General features: G+C 71.4%; 18 protein-coding genes and 1 pseudogene. 11 read left to right on the top strand and 8 right to left on the bottom strand.

Features of this window, described 5'->3' with window-relative positions; translation table 11 throughout:
* Positions 1-2 precede the first annotated feature (2 nt).
* Entirely contained in the window at positions 3-236 is a 234-nt protein-coding gene (locus SCWH03_RS08285) for an Lrp/AsnC ligand binding domain-containing protein (protein ID WP_173263517.1), read from the bottom strand.
* Between the two features lie 242 nt (positions 237-478).
* On the opposite strand from SCWH03_RS08285, the gene SCWH03_RS08280 reads away from it, so the two are divergent.
* Positions 479-1,438 carry a thiamine-phosphate kinase gene (locus SCWH03_RS08280; RefSeq protein WP_173263516.1) on the top strand — a complete coding sequence of 320 codons (960 nt, stop codon included), beginning with the start codon at positions 479-481 and terminating at the stop codon, positions 1,436-1,438.
* The gene (gene thiD / locus SCWH03_RS08275) at positions 1,435-2,241 is read left to right on the top strand and encodes a bifunctional hydroxymethylpyrimidine kinase/phosphomethylpyrimidine kinase (RefSeq protein ID WP_173263515.1); all 807 of its coding nucleotides are present in this window, start codon (positions 1,435-1,437) and stop codon (positions 2,239-2,241) included. Before SCWH03_RS08280 ends, thiD begins: the two co-directional genes overlap by 4 nt.
* Before the next feature lie 306 nt (positions 2,242-2,547).
* Here thiD and rpmB read toward each other — a convergent pair whose 3' ends face one another.
* Positions 2,548-2,733, bottom strand: coding sequence for a 50S ribosomal protein L28 (gene rpmB, locus SCWH03_RS08270; RefSeq protein ID WP_078877327.1), 186 nt, complete (start codon positions 2,731-2,733; stop codon positions 2,548-2,550).
* A gap of 267 nt (positions 2,734-3,000) precedes the next feature.
* On the opposite strand from rpmB, the gene SCWH03_RS08265 reads away from it, so the two are divergent.
* The 9 genes from SCWH03_RS08265 to mutM all read left to right on the top strand — a co-directional run bounded on the left by SCWH03_RS08265 (position 3,001) and on the right by mutM (position 12,571).
* A complete protein-coding gene (locus tag SCWH03_RS08265) occupies positions 3,001-4,596 on the top strand; it encodes a DAK2 domain-containing protein (RefSeq protein ID WP_173263514.1) in 1,596 nt (531 codons plus the stop codon).
* Positions 4,597-4,777: 181 nt separating this feature from the next.
* Positions 4,778-6,964 carry an ATP-dependent DNA helicase RecG gene (gene recG / locus SCWH03_RS08260; RefSeq protein WP_173263513.1) on the top strand — a complete coding sequence of 729 codons (2,187 nt, stop codon included), beginning with the start codon at positions 4,778-4,780 and terminating at the stop codon, positions 6,962-6,964.
* A 34-nt stretch (positions 6,965-6,998) separates the two neighbouring features.
* The gene (gene rsmD / locus SCWH03_RS08255) at positions 6,999-7,745 is read left to right on the top strand and encodes a 16S rRNA (guanine(966)-N(2))-methyltransferase RsmD (RefSeq protein WP_272491048.1); all 747 of its coding nucleotides are present in this window, start codon (positions 6,999-7,001) and stop codon (positions 7,743-7,745) included.
* Positions 7,742-8,260, top strand: a complete 519-nt coding sequence (gene coaD, locus SCWH03_RS08250) for a pantetheine-phosphate adenylyltransferase (protein ID WP_173263511.1) — start codon at positions 7,742-7,744, stop codon at positions 8,258-8,260. Before rsmD ends, coaD begins: the two co-directional genes overlap by 4 nt.
* 132 nt (positions 8,261-8,392) lie before the next feature.
* Positions 8,393-9,562 carry a F0F1 ATP synthase subunit B gene (locus SCWH03_RS08245; RefSeq protein ID WP_173263510.1) on the top strand — a complete coding sequence of 390 codons (1,170 nt, stop codon included), beginning with the start codon at positions 8,393-8,395 and terminating at the stop codon, positions 9,560-9,562.
* Between the two features lie 160 nt (positions 9,563-9,722).
* Positions 9,723-10,346, top strand: a complete 624-nt coding sequence (locus SCWH03_RS08240; RefSeq protein ID WP_173263509.1) for a YceD family protein — start codon at positions 9,723-9,725, stop codon at positions 10,344-10,346.
* A gap of 2 nt (positions 10,347-10,348) precedes the next feature.
* Positions 10,349-10,522: a 50S ribosomal protein L32 gene (gene rpmF / locus SCWH03_RS08235; protein WP_173263508.1), complete on the top strand. Its 174-nt coding sequence runs from the start codon at positions 10,349-10,351 to the stop codon at positions 10,520-10,522.
* A 19-nt stretch (positions 10,523-10,541) separates the two neighbouring features.
* Complete coding sequence (gene rnc / locus SCWH03_RS08230; RefSeq protein WP_173263507.1) at positions 10,542-11,336, top strand: ribonuclease III; 795 nt, start codon at positions 10,542-10,544, stop codon at positions 11,334-11,336.
* Positions 11,337-11,695: 359 nt separating this feature from the next.
* Entirely contained in the window at positions 11,696-12,571 is an 876-nt protein-coding gene (gene mutM / locus SCWH03_RS08225; RefSeq protein ID WP_173263506.1) for a bifunctional DNA-formamidopyrimidine glycosylase/DNA-(apurinic or apyrimidinic site) lyase, read from the top strand.
* Positions 12,572-12,658: 87 nt separating this feature from the next.
* Here the strand turns inward: mutM and SCWH03_RS08220 are convergent.
* The 6 genes and pseudogenes from SCWH03_RS08220 to SCWH03_RS08195 form a co-directional block, all read right to left on the bottom strand.
* A pseudogene (locus SCWH03_RS08220) lies at positions 12,659-13,585 on the bottom strand (2-hydroxy-3-oxopropionate reductase); the annotation flags it as partial.
* A gap of 185 nt (positions 13,586-13,770) precedes the next feature.
* Positions 13,771-14,592 carry a PAS domain-containing protein gene (locus SCWH03_RS08215; RefSeq protein WP_173263504.1) on the bottom strand — a complete coding sequence of 274 codons (822 nt, stop codon included), beginning with the start codon at positions 14,590-14,592 and terminating at the stop codon, positions 13,771-13,773.
* 25 nt (positions 14,593-14,617) lie between these two features.
* Positions 14,618-15,358: an SDR family NAD(P)-dependent oxidoreductase gene (locus tag SCWH03_RS08210; RefSeq protein ID WP_272491045.1), complete on the bottom strand. Its 741-nt coding sequence runs from the start codon at positions 15,356-15,358 to the stop codon at positions 14,618-14,620.
* A complete protein-coding gene (locus SCWH03_RS08205; RefSeq protein ID WP_173263502.1) occupies positions 15,358-15,594 on the bottom strand; it encodes an acyl carrier protein in 237 nt (78 codons plus the stop codon). Before SCWH03_RS08205 ends, SCWH03_RS08210 begins: the two co-directional genes overlap by 1 nt.
* Before the next feature lie 15 nt (positions 15,595-15,609).
* Positions 15,610-16,767 carry a cytochrome P450 gene (locus SCWH03_RS08200; protein ID WP_173263501.1) on the bottom strand — a complete coding sequence of 386 codons (1,158 nt, stop codon included), beginning with the start codon at positions 16,765-16,767 and terminating at the stop codon, positions 15,610-15,612.
* On the bottom strand, positions 16,755-17,210 hold the full coding sequence (locus tag SCWH03_RS08195) for a hypothetical protein (RefSeq protein WP_173263500.1): 456 nt from the start codon (positions 17,208-17,210) through the stop codon (positions 16,755-16,757). Before SCWH03_RS08195 ends, SCWH03_RS08200 begins: the two co-directional genes overlap by 13 nt.
* Positions 17,211-17,256 lie beyond the last annotated feature (46 nt).

The following is a 17,256-nucleotide window of genomic DNA, read 5'->3' as shown; positions in this document are numbered from 1 at the left end:
GGCTAGAGGTGCACGACGGGGCAGGTGAGCGTACGGGTGATGCCGTCCACTTGCTGAACCTTGGCGACCACCATCCGGCCCAGTTCGTCTACGGTGTCGGCCTGCGCGCGCACGATCACGTCGTAGGGGCCCGTCACGTCCTCGGCCTGGATCACTCCCGCGATCTTGGAGATGGTGTCGGCGACCGTCGACGCCTTGCCCACCTCGGTCTGGATGAGGATGTACGCCTGTACCACGGAACCTCCAGGGCGGCCACGAGGATCATGCGGGAAAAAGGGACGCCACGGTATCGCGTCGCCGCGGGTCGCGGGGAGACCCGCGCGGCCCATGGCGCGCGCAGCGTGGTGTACCGGGCACGGAAGTTGACGGCCGACGTGGCCTACTCGACGGTACCCACAGCGGTGACGGCTCGCGACCGCACGGACAGCAGGTGGGCCGGGCCGTCCGGCGGCACCGCGGCGACGAAGGGCATGACGAGATGAAGGGCACTGTGGGCGAGCTGGGGGAGTTCGGGCTCATCAGGGAGCTCACCTCCAGGCTCACCTCCACCCCCGCGGTACGGCTGGGGCCCGGCGACGACGCCGCGGTCGTCTCCGCACCCGACCGCCGGGTCGTGGCCAGCACCGACCTGCTGCTGGAGGGCCGGCACTTCCGGCGCGACTGGTCCACCGCCTACGACGTGGGCCGCAAGGCGGCGGCGCAGAACCTCGCCGACATCGCCGCCATGGGCGCCGTGCCGACCGCACTGCTGCTCGGCCTGGTGGTCCCCGCCGACCTGCCGGTCACCTGGGCCACCGAGCTGATGGACGGCATCCGGGACGAGTGCCAGGTCGCGGGCGCGGCCGTCGTCGGCGGAGACGTCGTCCGCGGTGACACGATCACCCTGGCCGTCACCGCTCTCGGCGACCTCCGCAACCACGACCCGGTGACCAGGTCCGGGGCCCAGCCCGGCGATGTCGTCGCGTACACCGGGTGGTTGGGCTGGTCCGCCGCCGGTCACGCGGTGCTGTCGCGAGGGTTCCGCTCGCCGCGCGCGTTCGTCGAGGCACACCGGCGCCCCGAACCGCCGTACCACGCGGGCCCCGCCGCCGCCGGACTGGGCGCCACGGCCATGACCGACGTCAGCGACGGGCTGGTCGCCGACCTCGGCCACATCGCCGAGGCCAGCAAGGTCCGCATCGACCTGCGCTCCGGACTGATCGACGTCCCCACGCAGATGGACGACATCGGCCAGGCCGTCGGCGTCGACCCCCTCCAATGGGTGCTCAGCGGCGGCGAGGACCATGCGATCGTCGCCACCTTCCCGCCCGACGCGAAGCTCCCCGCCCGGTGGAAGGTGATCGGCGAGGTGCTCAACCCGTCGGCGCTGCCGCAGGTGACCGTCGACGGCGCACCCTGGACCAGCACGGGCTGGGACCACTTCGGGGCGCAGACGTGAGGCGGGGTGCACCGCCGCGGGTGCTCGCCGTCGCCGGATCCGACTCCGGCGGCGGCGCCGGCATCCAGGCGGACCTCAAAACCATGCTCGCTCTCGGCGTGCACGGGATGAGCGTCGTCACGGCCGTCACCGCGCAGAACTCGCTCGGGGTGCAGGGAGCCTGGGAGCTGCCGGCCGAGGCGGTACGGGCCCAGTACCGGAGCGTCGTGGACGACATCGGCGTCCAGGCGGTGAAGACCGGGATGCTCGCCTCCGCGGGACTCGTCGAGGCCGTGGCGGACCTGCTGGCCGGCACGGACGCCCCCGTGGTGGTCGACCCGGTCGGCGTCTCCAAGCACGGCGACTCCCTGCTGGCCGCGTCCGCCCTCGAGGCCGTCCGGCGGGAGCTGCTGCCGGCGGCCACGGTCGCGACCCCCAACCTCGACGAGGTCACCAGGCTCACCGGCGTGTGCGTGCAGAGTGAGGACGACCTGCCCCGCGCGGCGGACGCGGTACTCGCGTTCGGGCCGCGCTGGGCGCTGATCAAGGGAGGCCACCTCGCCGGGGACGCGGTGGACCTCCTCACCGACGGCACCGAGACGCACTGGCTGCGCGCCCCGCGGCACGACAACCGGCACACGCACGGCACGGGCTGCACCCTCGCCTCGGCCGTCGCGGCGGAACTCGCCAGGGGGCGGGACGTCCCTCAGGCCGCCGCCGCGGCCAAGGCGTATGTGACGGGCGCGATCGCCGCGGGCTTCCCGCTCGGCGGCGGGATCGGGCCCGTCGACCACGCCTGGCAGCGGCGCCGGGCGGGCTGCTGACGGCGTATGTGACGGGCGCGATCGCCGCGGGCTTCCCGCTCGGCGGCGGGATCGGGCCCGTCGACCACGCCTGGCAGCGGCGCCGGGCGGGCTGCTGACGCCGGGCGGGCGGCGAGCGGATACGGGGCCGCCCCGCGGGCGCAGGGCGGCAACGGGGCCGCCGCACCGATCCGACCCGGCCGGGCCGCGCCGCGAAGGTGAAAAGCCGGCCCACCGAGAGGTGGACCGGCTTTCAAGGCAACCGGAGGGCTGCGCTACGACGGAGCGTCGGCGGGATCATCCCCGCACCAACGCGGGGAGCATCACTTAGCGCGAGACCTTGCCGGCCTTGATGCACGAGGTGCAGACGTTGAGCCGCTTCGGCGTCCGACCGACCACGGCACGCACACGCTGGATGTTCGGGTTCCAGCGACGAGACGTACGGCGGTGCGAGTGGGAGATGCTGTTGCCGAAGCCCGGCCCCTTGCCGCAGACGTCGCAGTTGGCAGCCACGGGTCACTCCAAAGACTTCAGATGCACTTACGGTGAAATCCGGCGTGCCGGAATCAGTGGTCTGAAGTGGCTTGCCGGGGAACGGCCCGACTCTCGCCGGGCAACCGGAGCAGCATACAACGGCTGCGTCCGTGGAACGAAACTACCACGGTCGTCCACGCCCCCACCCCGGCTCCGGGCGCCGTCCCGGTCTACCCTGCGGTGCAGCCCAGCCTCCCCGCCCACGTCCGCCCCGCGGTGTGGAGGGACCGCCGAAGGAGGACCTCGTTGCCCCAGCCCCTCGATGCCCTGGCGGTCCGCACCTGGTGCTCGCTCGCGCTGGACGCACTGGGCCGGGAGCGCGAGGAGATCGACGCGATCAACGTCTACCCGGTCGCGGACGGTGACACCGGCACCAACCTCTATCTGACCGTCGAGTCGGCGGCCACCGCCGTGGAGGCGGTCTTCGCGGCGTATGAGACGGGCTCGGACGCGCCCGCGCTCGCCGACACCGTGCGGGCCATGGCGCACGGCGCGCTGATCGGGGCGCGCGGCAACTCCGGAACGATCCTGGCGCAGTTGCTGCGCGGTACGGCCGAGGTCCTCGGGGAGGGCGGCGGGGCGGCCGGCGCTCTCCTGCGGGCTGCGGAGTCCGCCCACCGGGCGGTGGCGCACCCGGTGGAGGGCACGATCCTGAGCGTCGCCTCCGCCGCCGCCCGGGCAGCGGGCGGCTCGCCGCCCGGCGACGACGCGGCGGCGGTCGCGGCGGCCTACGCGGCGGCGCGCCGGGCCCTGGAGGAGACTCCGGGACAGCTCGGCGTCCTGGGGCGGGCCGGTGTCGTGGACGCGGGCGGCCAGGGGCTGGTGGCGGTGCTCGGCGCTCTGGCCGAGGCGGTCACCGGAGAGGCCCCGGTACGGCCCGCCGCACGGGCCCGCCCGAACGTGGCGACGGCCGCAGCCGCCCAGGGGTGCGCCGGTGGAGGGCCCGCCTTCGAAGTGATCTATCTGCTGGAGGCAGGAGACGACGCCGTGGCCCGGCTGAGGGCGCGGCTCGACACGCTCGGCGACTCACTGGTCGTGGTCGGCGGAGACGGTCTGTGGAACGTCCATGTACACGTCGACGACGCGGGCGCGGCGGTGGAGGCCGCAGTGGAGGCGGGTCGGCCGTACCGGATCCGGATCACCCACTTCGCGACGGCCCGGCATCCGCAGGCGCGGGAGCGCGTCCAGCGGGCCGTCGTCGCCGTGGTGCCGGGGGAGGGGCTGGCCGGGCTCTGTGCCGAGTCCGGTGCGACCACCGTGCTCGCACGCCCCGGCGAGCCGCCCGCAAGCGGCGAACTCGTCGAGGCCATCCGGCGTGCGCACGCCCGCGAGGTCGTTCTCCTCCCGAACGACACCGCGCTGCGGCACACCGCGGCCGCGGCGGCGGAACAGGCCAGGAACGAGGGCGTCCGGGTCGCCCTCATCCCCACCCGCTCGGCCGTCCAGGGCATCGCCGCGCTCGCCGTCCACGAACCCGGGCGCCGCTTCGACGAGGACGTCGTCGCCATGACCTCGGCTGCGGGGGCGACGCGCTACGGCGAGCTGGCCGTGGCCGAACGGCAGTCCTTCACCTCCGCCGGCGTCTGCCAGGCGGGCGACGTGCTGGGGCTCATCGAGGGCGATGTGGCGGTGATCGGCGCGGACCTCGCGGCCACCGCCGCAACGGTTCTGGACCGGATGCTCTCGGCCGGCGGCGAACTCGTCACCCTGGTCCTCCCCGAGGACGCCCCGCCTGAGCTGGGCGAACGGCTGGAGGCGCATGTGCGCGCGGGCCACCTTGCGGTGGACACGGTGATCTACCACGGGGGTGCCGGCGCCCCGCTGCTCGTCGGCGTGGAGTGACCCCTCGCGCACCGGCCGGTGGTGCCGCGCCCGTTCCGGGCGGCGGGCGGGACGGCCCGGCCCGGCGGGCCGCGGCGCCCCGCCCGCGCTGCCGGGGATGCCGCCCGCCCGGCGAACCACGCCGGCCCGCCCGGTTCCGTATCCCGCGGGCGCGCGACGATTGTCGGTGCCGTGGTGTGCAATGGACGGCGTGCTGGACGAACCGCTGACCAAGACGCTCGGCCCCGCGACCGCCAAGGTCATGGCCGAGAACCTCGACCTGCGCACCGTCGGTGACCTGCTGCACCACTATCCGCGCCGGTACGAGGAGCGCGGACAGCTGACCCGGCTCGCCGAACTGCCGCTCGACGAGCATGTGACCGTCGTCGCCCAGGTCGCCGACGCCCGCGTGCTCACGTTCAACGGCGGGCGCGGCCGGCGGCTCGAGGTCACCATCACCGACGGCAGCGGACGGCTCCAGCTGGTGTTCTTCGGGCGCGGCGTCCACCGGCCCCAGCAGGACCTGCTGCCCGGCAGCCGCGCGATGTTCGCCGGCAGGGTCTCCGTGTTCAACCGCAGGCTGCAGCTCGCCCATCCCGCGTACGAACGGCTCGACGCCGACAGCGGCGAGGGAGCGGTCAGCGCCTTCGCCGGCAGGCTCATCCCGATCTACCCGGCCTGCAAGGGCCTGGAGTCCTGGAAGATCGCCAAGGCGGTGGACGCCGTCCTGCCGCATGCGGACGAGGCCGTCGACCCGCTGCCCGCCACGCTGCGCGACGGCCGCGGCCTCGTCCCCCTGCCGCAGGCGCTGCTGAAGATCCACCGCCCGGGGACCAGGGCCGACGTGGCGGCGGCGAGGCAGCGGCTGAAGTGGGACGAGGCGTTCGTCCTCCAGACCGCCCTCGCCCGCCGCAGGCACGCGGACGCGCAGCTCCCCGCCGCCGCCCGCCGGCCCGTGCCCGGTGGGCTGCTCGACGCCTTCGACGCACGGCTGCCGTTCACCCTCACCGAGGGCCAGCGGAAGGTCTCCGCCGAGGTCTTCGGCGATCTCGCCACCGAGCATCCGATGCACCGGCTGCTCCAGGGCGAGGTCGGCAGCGGAAAGACCCTGGTCGCCCTGCGTGCCATGCTCGCCGTGGTGGACGCGGGAGGCCAGGCGGCCATGCTGGCGCCCACCGAGGTCCTCGCCCAGCAGCACCACCGGTCCGTCGTCGAGATGATGGGCGACCTCGCCGAGGGCGGGATGCTCGGCGGGGCCGAGCGTGCCACCAAGGTCGTGCTGCTCACCGGATCGATGGGGGCGGCCCCCCGCCGCCGTGCCCTGCTCGACCTCGCCACCGGCGAGGCGGGGATCGTCATCGGCACGCACGCCCTCATCGAGGACAAGGTGCAGTTCCACGACCTGGGCCTGGTCGTCGTGGACGAGCAGCACCGCTTCGGCGTCGAGCAGCGGGACGCCCTGCGCGGCAAGGGCAGGCAGCCGCCGCACCTGCTGGTCATGACCGCCACCCCGATCCCCCGCACGGTCGCGATGACCGTCTTCGGCGACCTGGAGACGTCCGTGCTGGACCAGTTGCCCGCCGGGCGCTCCCCGATCGCCTCGCACGTGGTCCCCGCCGCTGACAAGCCGCACTTCCTGGCGCGGGCCTGGGAGCGGGTGCGCGAGGAGGTGGAGACCGGTCACCAGGCGTACGTCGTCTGCCCGCGCATCGGCGACGACCTCGACACCTCCGCCGAGGCCCGGCGCACATCGCCGGAGGACGAGGCCGAGAAGCGGCCGCCGCTCGCCGTGCTCGACGTGGCCGGGCAGTTGACTGCCGGACCGCTGAAGGGGCTGCGCGTGGAGGTGCTGCACGGCCGCATGCCGCCGGACGACAAGGACGCGGTGATGCGCCGGTTCGCCGCAGGCGAGGCGGATGTGCTCGTCGCCACGACCGTCGTCGAGGTCGGGGTGAACGTCCCCAACGCCACCGCGATGGTGATCATGGACGCCGACCGCTTCGGCGTGTCCCAGCTCCACCAGCTGCGCGGCCGGGTCGGCCGCGGCTCGGCCCCGGGGCTCTGCCTGCTCGTCACGGAGATGCCCGAGGCGAGTCCCGCACGCGCCCGGCTCGGCGCCGTCGCCGCCACCCTGGACGGCTTCGAGCTCTCCCGCATCGACCTCGAACAGCGGCGGGAGGGCGATGTGCTGGGCCAGGCCCAGTCGGGAGTGCGCTCCTCGCTGCGGGTCCTCGCGGTCATCGAGGACGAGGAGGTCATCGCCGCGGCCCGCGAGGAGGCCGTGGCCGTGGTCGCCGCCGACCCGGAGCTGGCGGGACTGCCCGAACTGCGCACCGCCCTGGACGCCCTGCTGGACAAGGACCGCGAGCAGTACCTGGACAAGGGCTGAGCCGAGGCAGGGGGCACGGGCGCCCGCTCCGGTCCTGTTCCGGTCCCGCTCAGGTCCCGCTCAGGTCCCGCTCAGGTCCTGTTCCGGGTCCGGGAGGCCCGCGGCCGCGCGCAGCCCATATCGTGGAGAGGACCGGATCGGTCCGACCGCCGCGACCAGGCCGTCGAGCCGATCGAGCCCCGTCTCGCGAAGGACCCAGATGACCCGCGTGATCGCCGGCGCGGCCGGCGGACGCCGCCTGGCCGTGCCACCGGGCAACGGCACCCGCCCCACCTCCGACCGGGCCCGTGAAGGACTGTTCTCCACCTGGGAGTCGCTGCTCGGCTCCCTCGGGGGACTGCGCGTCGCGGACCTCTACGCGGGCTCGGGCGCCGTCGGCCTGGAGGCGCTGTCCCGCGGCGCCTCCCACGCCCTGCTCGTCGAGGCCGACGCCCGCGCCGCCCGGACGGTCGGGGAGAACGCCAGGACCCTGGCCCTGCCCGGCGCCGAGGTGCGGTCCGGCCGGGCCGAGCAGGTCGTCCAGGGGCCGGCCCCTGCCGAGCCGTACGACGTGGTGTTCCTCGACCCGCCGTACGCCGTCACCGACGACGATCTTCGCGAGATTCTCCTCACACTCCGCTCGGGGGGCTGGCTCGCGGCGGACGCCGTCGTCACCGTGGAGCGCAGCACCAGGGGCGGGGAGTTCGTCTGGCCGGACGGGATCGAGCCGTTGCGGGCCCGTCGTTACGGCGAGGGGACGCTTTGGTACGGTCGCGCCGCCGCCTGTGAAGACGCACCATGACCGGACCGGAGAGCGAGGGACTTCAGTTGCGCCGCGCCGTCTGTCCGGGGTCGTTCGACCCCGTCACCAATGGACACCTCGACATCATCGCCCGCGCCTCCAAGCTGTACGACGTGGTGCACGTGGTGGTGATGATCAACCAGTCCAAGCAGGGGCTGTTCACCGTCGACGAGCGGATCGAGCTGATCCGCGAGGTCACCGCCGAGTACGGCAATGTCGAGGTCGAGGCGTACCACGGTCTGCTGGTCGACTACTGCAAGGAGCGGGACATCCCCGCCATCGTCAAGGGCCTGCGAGCGGTCAGCGACTTCGACTACGAGCTGCAGATGGCCCAGATGAACAACGGCCTGTCGGGTGTCGAGACGCTCTTCGTGCCGACCAGCCCGACCTACAGCTTCCTGTCGTCATCGCTGGTCAAGGAAGTCGCGGCGTGGGGCGGGGACGTCTCGCACCTGGTGCCGCCGGCCGTCCTCGCGGCGCTGACCGAACGGCTCCCGGGGAAGCGGCCCGGGTGACGGGCCCGACGCCGCATCCGGCCTGCCGCTGACATTCCGTCACCCGGTGTCGAAGGGGCACCGGCTGCCCGTACAGTCGTTGCGTCCGGCTCCAAAACGGCTGTAGCGACTGTAGAGAGTGGCGAGCACACGGTGGACGTGCAGAAGAAACTCGACGACATCGTCGAGGCGGTCGGGAACGCCCGGTCCATGCCCATGTCGGCCTCCTGCGTGGTCAACCGCGCCGAACTGCTCGCGCTGCTCCACGAGGTCCGCCAGGCGCTGCCGGACTCGCTGGCCCAGGCCCGGGAGCTGATCGGCGACCGCGAGCAGATGGTCGAGGAGGCCCGCCGGGAGGCCGAGCGGATCATCCAGGCCGCCCACTCGGAGCGGGGCACCCTGCTCTCCGGCACTCAGCTCGCGCGGCAGTCCCAGGAGGAGGCCGACCGGATCCTCGCCGAAGCCCGCCGGGAGGCCGAGGAGATCCGTGCCGAAGCCGACGACTACGTCGACTCCAAACTCGCCAACTTCGAGGTCGTCCTCAACAAGACCATCGGCTCCGTCGACCGGGGCCGCGAGAAGCTGCTCGGCCGGGGCCCCGGAGCGGCCGGCCAGGACGGCGCCGATGACGACGCACCCGAGTACAGCGCGGATCCGCAGACGCTGGTCCGCAGTGCGGACGACTACGTGGACGCCAAGCTCGGCGCCTTCGAGGCGGTGCTCTCCCAGACGCTGGAGGCCGTCGGCCGGGGCAGGCAGAAGCTGCACGGCCGCATCGCCACGGACGACCTCGGCGCGCACATGGCCGCACAGGAGTCCGCCGGCACCGTGCAGCACACCAGCGACGCCGACTACCTCGCCGGGCTCGCGGCGGCGGATCCCGGGCCGCAGCAGGGGGGCCGCACTCCCCGGATCCCGGCCCAGGCCGAGCCGTACCCCTACGAGCCCGCGGCGGCCCGGGACCGGGACGCGTATGCGTACCCGCAGGACCCCTACGCCGGGGGCTACGGGCAGCAGCAGGACCACGACCGGGCGTACGCCCGGGAATCCCGGGGCTACGGCCAGGGGTACGTCGAGGACTCCCGAAGCCACGGCGGGGAGTACGGGCAGGACTCCGGGGGCTACAGCGGGGGGTACGGGCAGGACTCCGGGGGCTACGGCGGGGGGTACGGCCAGGACGCCCAGCGGTACGACGGGGGGTACGGGACCAGGCAGCAGGCCGGCGAGGGCGCTGTCCGGCCCGCCTCGCTGGACGAGACCAGCTTCTTCGACACCAGCGTGATCGACACGGAGCAGCTGCGGCACCACGAGCAGGGCCGCTGATCCGCCACGGGCCGGATTGGGCCTGGAGCCAGCGGTCAAGTATCCTGGCTCTTCGGTCGCGGGAGCGTGGATTGACGCTGCGCTGGACATCGCGGCCTCCCACCTCGATCCGAAAGCAGGAAGAGCCCTGAACGCCCGCCTCGACCACCGCAACCCCCTCGTGTTCGACACGCACGAGCTGGGCCGGAGGCCCGGTGCGCTTCAGCGGCTCTCCCGTTCCGTGCCGGCGCCCGCCGCGCCCGCGGTTCTCGGTGTCGAAGGGGTCATCGGCGTGCCCGGGGGCGCGCCCGTGGAGCTTGAGCTCCGCCTCGAGTCCGTCATGGAAGGGGTGCTCGTCACGGGCACCGCGGGTGCCGTGGCCGAGGGGGAGTGCGTAAGGTGTCTGGAGCCGGTGCGCCAAGAGGTCGTGGCGGACTTCCAGGAGATGTTCTCGTACCCCGATGCCGACGACCGGGGCCGTGCCAAGGAGCCGGCGCCCGGCGACGACGCCGAGGACGAGGACGTGATCGTCCTCGAGGACGGCATGTTCGACCTCGAGCCCGTGCTGCGCGACGCGGTGGTGCTCGCACTGCCGATGCAGCCGGTGTGCCGGGAGGACTGTGCAGGGCTGTGCTCCGACTGCGGAGCCGACCTGAACGCCGAACCGGACCACCACCATGACGCCGTCGACATTCGTTGGGCGGCACTGCAGGGACTCGCCGATTCACTCGGAACCGGTGAGAAGGACAAGAAGAGCGGCGACGCGCCTCGATCAGCACGCGTCGACGAGAAGCAGGAGAAGTAGCCGTGGCTGTTCCGAAGCGGAAGATGTCGCGCAGCAACACGCGCCACCGCCGGTCGCAGTGGAAGGCTGCGGTCCCCACCCTGGTTTCGTGTGAGAGCTGCCAGGAGCCGAAGCTGCAGCACATCGCGTGCCCGAGCTGCGGCACCTACAACAAGCGCCAGGTCCTCGGGGTCTGAGCGGCCGGTGAGAGGTGCGATGTCCGACAGCATCAGTTCGGCCTCGTCCCACACGCTTCTGGAAGGGCGGCTCGGGTATCGACTCGAGTCCGCCCTTCTGGTCCGTGCGCTGACCCATCGCTCGTACGCGTACGAGAACGGCGGTCTGCCCACCAACGAGCGACTGGAGTTCCTCGGGGACTCGGTGCTCGGCCTGGTGGTCACGGACACGCTGTACCGCACCCACCCCGACCTGCCCGAGGGCCAGCTGGCCAAACTGCGGGCCGCGGTGGTCAACTCGCGTGCGCTGGCGGAGGTCGGCCGGAGTCTCGACCTCGGGTCCTTCATCCGCCTCGGCCGGGGCGAAGAGGGCACGGGCGGGCGGGACAAGGCGTCCATCCTCGCCGACACCCTGGAAGCGGTGATCGGCGCGGTCTATCTCGACCAGGGCCTCGACGCGGCGTCCGAGCTGGTGCACCGGCTCTTCGATCCGCTGATCGAGAAGTCCTCGAACCTCGGTGCCGGCCTGGACTGGAAGACCAGTCTCCAGGAGCTGACGGCCGCCGAGGCGCTCGGAGTGCCCGAGTACCTGGTCTCCGAGACGGGTCCGGACCACGAGAAGACCTTCACTGCTGCCGCCCGCGTCGGTGGTGTCTCGTACGGCACCGGCACCGGCCGCAGCAAGAAGGAAGCGGAACAGCAGGCGGCGGAGTCCGCGTGGCGGGCGATCCGGTCCGCGGCGGACGAGCGCGCCGCGGCGGCTGAGGCCGCCGCAGTCGCGGGGGCGGCGGAGGCCTCAGCCGCCGCCGCTCCTTCGCCCCGCGCCACCGCCTGACGGGCCGGCTTCCGGGCCCCGCCGTGCCCCGCATGGCGGGGCTCTTTGCACCCCGAGGGCCTTCCCTTGCCGGCCCGCGTCTGCGGTCGCGGGTCCCCTTGGTGTCCCGGTGCGGTTGCCGTCTGGTGCACTGGCTTCTGTCCGTGCGGGTGCGGGTGCGGGTGCGGGTGCGGGTGCCGGTGCCGGTGCCGGTGCCGGTGTCTGCGGCTGCGGCTTCGTCTTCGTCCGCGGTCAGGGAGTCTCCGGCTTCGCGCCCCTGGGCGGGTTGCCGCCCGGTGAACCGCCCGCGGCACGCCGGCAGGCGGCGCGGAGGTACGCTGCGGGCGTCTGGCTGGTCTGACGAGATCCGGAGGAGACACGTGCCCGAGCTGCCCGAGGTGGAAGTCGTGCGCCGGGGACTCGAGAGATGGGTCTGCGGGCGGACCGTGGGCGGTGTGGACGTACTGCACCCGAGGGCCGTGCGCCGGCACCTCGGCGGCGGAGGCGACTTCGCGGCCAGGCTCCTCGGCCGGCGGATCGGGACCGCCCGGCGGCGCGGGAAGTACCTCTGGCTGCCGCTGGACGACGGCGGCAGCGCCGTCCTGGGACACCTCGGGATGAGCGGGCAGCTGCTGGTCCAGCCGGAGGCGGCCGTGGACGAGAGGCACCTGAGGGTCCGGATCCGCTTCGGCGACGGCCTCGGGACCGAGCTCCGGTTCGTCGACCAGCGGACCTTCGGCGGTCTTTCGCTCCACGACACCACCCGGGACGGGCTGCCGGACGCCATCGCCCACATCGCCCGGGACCCCCTCGACCCCGAGTTCGACGACGCGGCCTTCCACACGGCGCTCCGGTTGCGCCGGACCACGATCAAGCGCGCCCTGCTCGACCAGTCCCTGGTCAGCGGCGTCGGCAACATCTACGCCGACGAGGCCCTGTGGCGGGCCGGACTCCACTACGACCGGCCCACCGCCGGCCTCACCCGTGCCGGGTCAGCCGAACTCCTCGGCCACGCACGGGACGTGATGAACGAGGCCCTCGCCGCCGGTGGTACCAGCTTCGACAGCCTCTACGTCAACGTGAACGGCGAGTCGGGCTACTTCAGCAGGGAACTGAGCGTATACGGGCGCTCTGAGCAGCCGTGCAACCGGTGTGGAACGAGGATCAGAAGAGCCCCGTTCATGAACCGATCCTCCTATTTCTGCCCGAAGTGCCAGCCCATCCCACAGAGCAGCAAAGCACGTTTTCCCAGGTGAGACGCTGCTCGGGGCTTGCCCGGCCCCTGTGGAGCCGACGGCCTGGGCCGGGGCGGTGATCCGTGGACGAACCGGGGCTGCGGATCCCTACTCCTGCGGCCGGTCGTATCCGCTGAGGAGTTCGACGCCGTGCAGCAGGGCGGAGTGGTCGATCTCCGCGTCCCCACGTGCCATGGCGGACGCCATGAGCTGTGCGGCGATGCCCCCGAGGGGGATGACGGCGCCGATGGCACGGGCGGTGTCGGTGACGATGCCCATGTCTTTGTGGTGAAGGCCCATCCTGAAGCTGGGCGTGTAGTCGCGATTCAGGAAGTTGGTCTTCTTGCGGGTGAGGACGTTGGAGCCGGCGAGGCCACCGCTCAGTACGTCGAGGGCGGCTTCGAGGTCCACGCCTGACTTTTCGAGGAAGACCACGGCTTCCGCGCACGCCTGGATGTTGATCGCGAGAACCAACTGGTTGGCGGCTTTCACCGTCTGGCCCAGACCATGGGTGCCGCAGCGTGTGATGGTCTTGCCGAGGGCTTCGAAGACGGGCCGTGCTTCCTCGAGGTCGTCGGCTTCACCGCCGACCATGATCGACAGGATGCCTTCGACGGCACCGGCCTCACCGCCGGCGACCGGAGCGTCAAGGACACGGATTCCGTGTGCGGCGGCGTTGCGGGCAAGTTCGACCGAACTCTGCGGGGCGATGGTGGACATGTCGATCAGCAGCGCCCCCGGTCGGGTGTTGGCCAGAATTCCCTCAGGGCCGTAGGCGACTTCCTCGACCTGGGGTGCGTCCGGAAGCATGGTGATCACCACATCGGCGCCGCGGACCGCTGCGCGTATCGACGCAGCGGCTCGTCCGCCTGCTGCAAGCAGAGGCCCGGTCTTGCCGTCGCTGCGGTTCCAGCCGTACACGGTGTATCCGGCTTTGCACAGGTTGACAGCCATCGGGCTGCCCATGGTGCCGAGGCCGAGGAAACCGATCCTCTTCAACGCGAAGTTCCTTTGTGTTGGTGAGGGAAGGGGGGATTCAGGGCAGGAGCAGCTGCTCCAGGTCTGCCGGTGGCCGGCGGCCGACCACTGAGCGCACTGCTCGTGAACGACCGCCAGCCCTGCTGAGCACCGCTGTCCCCGCGGAGGGAGATGCACCGCGTCTCAGACCGAGGACATCGCCGCGGAGAGGGATTCGCACGCGGCTTGTGGCGCCATGGGGCTCAGAAGCCGAGGTCCAGCGCCTTGACCCTGTCCCGTTCGCGGTCCGGGTGGCTGTCGGGGAAGACGAAGCAGCGGGTGTTCTTCAGCTTGTTGTTCTCGACCTTCGCCGTGGAGAAGATCACCACAGGGACCCGCTCTCCCTTGTTGAGGAAGTCGGCGCGGAAGTCGATGATCGGCGCGTCCTCGCCCCAGCGGCCCAGGAAGTCCTCGACGACGTCCTGGTCGGCGTAGATGCGCCGGATGTGGTGCCCGACATAGGTTTCCGGCTGCTCGCTCGCCCCGACGATCGCGACGTCCTTCCAGTTGGCGTGGGCGACCGTGCCGTCCTCCTCGATGAGATGGATCGCGACCGGGCAGTTGTCGTAGTACGCCTCGAGGAACCCGACCGCGTCCTCGCCGACCGGCGTGTAGGCCTCGTTGACCTGTTCCACCCGGCTGATCCACGCCTGGGCGGTGGAGGGGCCCGCGCCGGATGCGGGGGAGGGAGTCGGGTGGGTGGTGACCGGGCGCAGGGCCCAGAAGCCGTAGGTCTTGCCGTCGACGTCACCGAAGCCGACGTTGGCGTAGCCGGACGCGAAGTCGGGGTTCGCGAAGGTCGCCTCCCGGTTCTCCACCGGTGTCCCGGCCGCGAGCAGGGCGTCGTAGTCCTCGATGCCCAGCACACCGGCGAGCTGGGTGCCGGCTGCGGCGTTGTCCCCCAGCAGCTCCGTGGCGGCCTTGTTGGCCAGCACCACGGCGCCGTCGGCACCGGTGACCAGCATGCCCGGAGAGGCCCAGTTGAACAGGTCGAGAAGCTGCTCGGAAGTAGGGTGCATCGACATGGGTGCCTGTCTGCCTTTCTCTGGATTACAGAACCTTGCGGCTGTAGTTGAAGACCTGACCGGTGGGTCCGTTCGACGGGAACTCGGCGATGGCGACGATCCACTCCGCCACGGTGCGCGGCGACTTGAGCCAGTCCGTGCCGAATCCCGCGTTGATGGCGCGGATGATCTGGTCGTTCACCTCACCGTCCAGACCCGCCATCGTCATGGCGGTCGCGACGGGGCCGGGACGTACCTCGTTCGCCACGACGCCGTCGTCGGCGAACTCGACTGAGCACGCTCGCATCAGGGTGGTCATCGCGGCCTTGCTGGCCGCGTACGACCAGCGTTCGGGCTTGTAGCCGTTGGCCAGGCTCGCTCCGACGAACGTCAAGGAGCCGCCGCCGCTCTGCCGGAGCAGCGGAGCCGTCGCCTGGACGAGGTGCAGCGCTGTGCGGACGTTGGTCTCGTAGGCTTCCGCCGCCACCTGCCACTCGACCTTCAGGAGGTCGGCCGGATCCGGTGAGGCGCCGGCGTTGAGCACCACGGCCTCGACCCCGTCCGCCGTGGCATCGGCTGCCGAGGTGAGGGCGGCCCGCACGCTGTCACCGTCGCGCAGGTCGGCGACGCAGTCGACGTACCCGGCTTCCTGTGCGAGTTCCGGATTGCCGCGCCGGGACAGGCCGATGACGGTGTAATCCCGGCGCAGGAACTCCGCTGCCACGGCCGCCCCGATCCCGGACGAGGTCCCGGAGACCACCGCCGTCCGGGGGGCGTCCCCGCCCATCAGGTGGCCTGGAAGACGGCCGCGTCGATAGCCTTGAGCGTGCGCATCGACTCGATGTTGATCACACCCGGGTCCAGCTTCTCACCGTGCAGACGCTCGATCTCGATGACCATCTGGACGAACTGGAGGCTGGTCACCACGCCCGACTGGATCAGGTCGGTGTCGTCCTGGATGTCGAGCGGCTCCTCGTGTAGGCGGTCGATCCACTTGCGCAACGACGCTATCTTGCTTTCCACTGTGCCCTTTTCCCCTTACCTTGTCCTGAACTCGACGGAAAAGTCGGCGGGATGGGAGAACGACTGGCTCTCCATGCCGAGCCGGTCACGGGTGACGACCACCTCCGAGCAGCGCTGGATGATCTCCTCGATGAGCAGCGAGAACTCCGTTTTGGCGAGCATGGCTCCTGGGCAGGCGTGCGCGCCGACCGCGAAGGGAATCGAGCCCTTCAGGCTCCTGCCGGTCTGAAAGCGTTCAGGGTGGTCGAAGACCCGTGGGTCACGATTGGCTCCGGCGATCGAGGCCAGCACCGCCGAGTGCCGTGGCACTGCCACGCCCTGAACGGTCAGGTCCTCGCCGGCGAACCGAACGATCGTCTGTACGGGCGGGTACAGCCTCAGAACCTCTTCGATGTAGTCGTCCCGTACCTGCTCGTCGCGCAGTTCGTCCAGGCTGAATATGCCGCGTCCCATGCAGTACACGAGCGAGGTGATGAACGCGCTGCTGGTCTCGGTGCCGGCCAGGAAGAACAGCAGTGCCGTCGAGCGCACTTCGCTGTCCGTCAGCGAGATGCCCCTGCGGTCCCGGGTCCGCTCGATGGTCTCCAGCAGAGACCGCTCGTCGGCGGTCTTGGCGGCCCGCTGTTCTTCGATCAGCCGCAGTAGCTCGGCGACGTTGGCGTGCGTCTCGTCGGTCTCCCGGGTCGGGTAGTCCAGAAGCCGCGCCAGAGGGCGGGTCAGCCCGTGGAACCGGTCCTCAAGCGAGGCGTCGATGCCGAGGATCGTGCACACGATTCCATAGGGCACCTTGTGCGCGAAGGAGTTGTAGAAGTCGTCGGTCTCGACGCCCGCGATGCCGTCGACCAGGCCACGGATGAGCCCGGGCATCAGCGCCTGCTTGTACTCCGTGATGCGCCCCGCGGACAGGATCGGCGCCAGCAGGGCACGGAATGCCCTGTGGCTCGGTCCGTCGGCATCGAGCACGTTGGGGCCGAAGGCGCGCGCACTGGCCTTGAGCGGGTGCTCGGCCACGATCGAGGGATGAGCGAGCGCTTCCTGCACGGCCGCGTTTCCGGTTACGGCGAACAGTCCCTCGTCCAGCTGGTGCACGTCGGCCGTCGGCGGCAGGTGCCGGTACCAGTACGGCTGCGAGAGGAGGTTCGCCGGGGACTCCCTGGTCGCTACTGCGGGCATGTCACATGCCCCCCGACACCCAGTCCGCTGATGCCGGCCAGCAGCCGCATGGCCGCCAGCCATTCGGCGTCGGTCAGTCCCATGGTGCCGGGTTCCGTGTAGAACGCGGTGAGGGATCCGCTCCTTCGGTCGGCTCCGATTATTTTGCAGTGGAAAACTGTCTCGCCTCGGCGCTCGCCAGGAGGTACGGCTTCGGTTCCGGCAATGCCGACCGGGCTGTCGGTGCCGAGTGCCATATTTCCGAAGACGATGGCTACCTCTGGTGTGAAGTTCCGTCGAAGGAGTTCGAACGTGATCTTGAGGCGCTCTTCGGGGTCGGGCTGTGCTGCATACCGGTCGAGGAGGGCGTTCGCAGCCTCCAGGACTCGTTCGATCCGGCGTTTGCTCTGTATGGATTCGAGCGCAATGGAGAATTTTTCTTCCGTGCGGTGCTGTGTACTCAATTCGATTCCTTGCCTGTGCACGGGGGCTGGCACCTGTGGTTCGGGA

Source organism: Streptomyces pacificus (assembly GCF_011766325.1).
Lineage (GTDB): Bacteria > Actinomycetota > Actinomycetes > Streptomycetales > Streptomycetaceae > Streptomyces > Streptomyces pacificus.
The sequence above is the reverse complement of the archived record's forward strand: the minus strand, read 5'-3'. Positions and strand labels throughout refer to the sequence as shown.

Coding starts and splice junctions, on each gene's coding strand:
- SCWH03_RS08280 (WP_173263516.1), top strand. CDS start 479: ATGAAGGGCACTGTGGGCGAGCTGGGGGAGTTCGGGCTCATCAGGGAG.
- recG (WP_173263513.1), top strand. CDS start 4,778: ATGGACGGCGTGCTGGACGAACCGCTGACCAAGACGCTCGGCCCCGCG.
- coaD (WP_173263511.1), top strand. CDS start 7,742: ATGACCGGACCGGAGAGCGAGGGACTTCAGTTGCGCCGCGCCGTCTGT.
- rnc (WP_173263507.1), top strand. CDS start 10,542: ATGTCCGACAGCATCAGTTCGGCCTCGTCCCACACGCTTCTGGAAGGG.
- SCWH03_RS08215 (WP_173263504.1), bottom strand. CDS start 14,592: ATGTCGATGCACCCTACTTCCGAGCAGCTTCTCGACCTGTTCAACTGG.
- SCWH03_RS08210 (WP_272491045.1), bottom strand. CDS start 15,358: ATGGGCGGGGACGCCCCCCGGACGGCGGTGGTCTCCGGGACCTCGTCC.
- SCWH03_RS08200 (WP_173263501.1), bottom strand. CDS start 16,767: ATGCCCGCAGTAGCGACCAGGGAGTCCCCGGCGAACCTCCTCTCGCAG.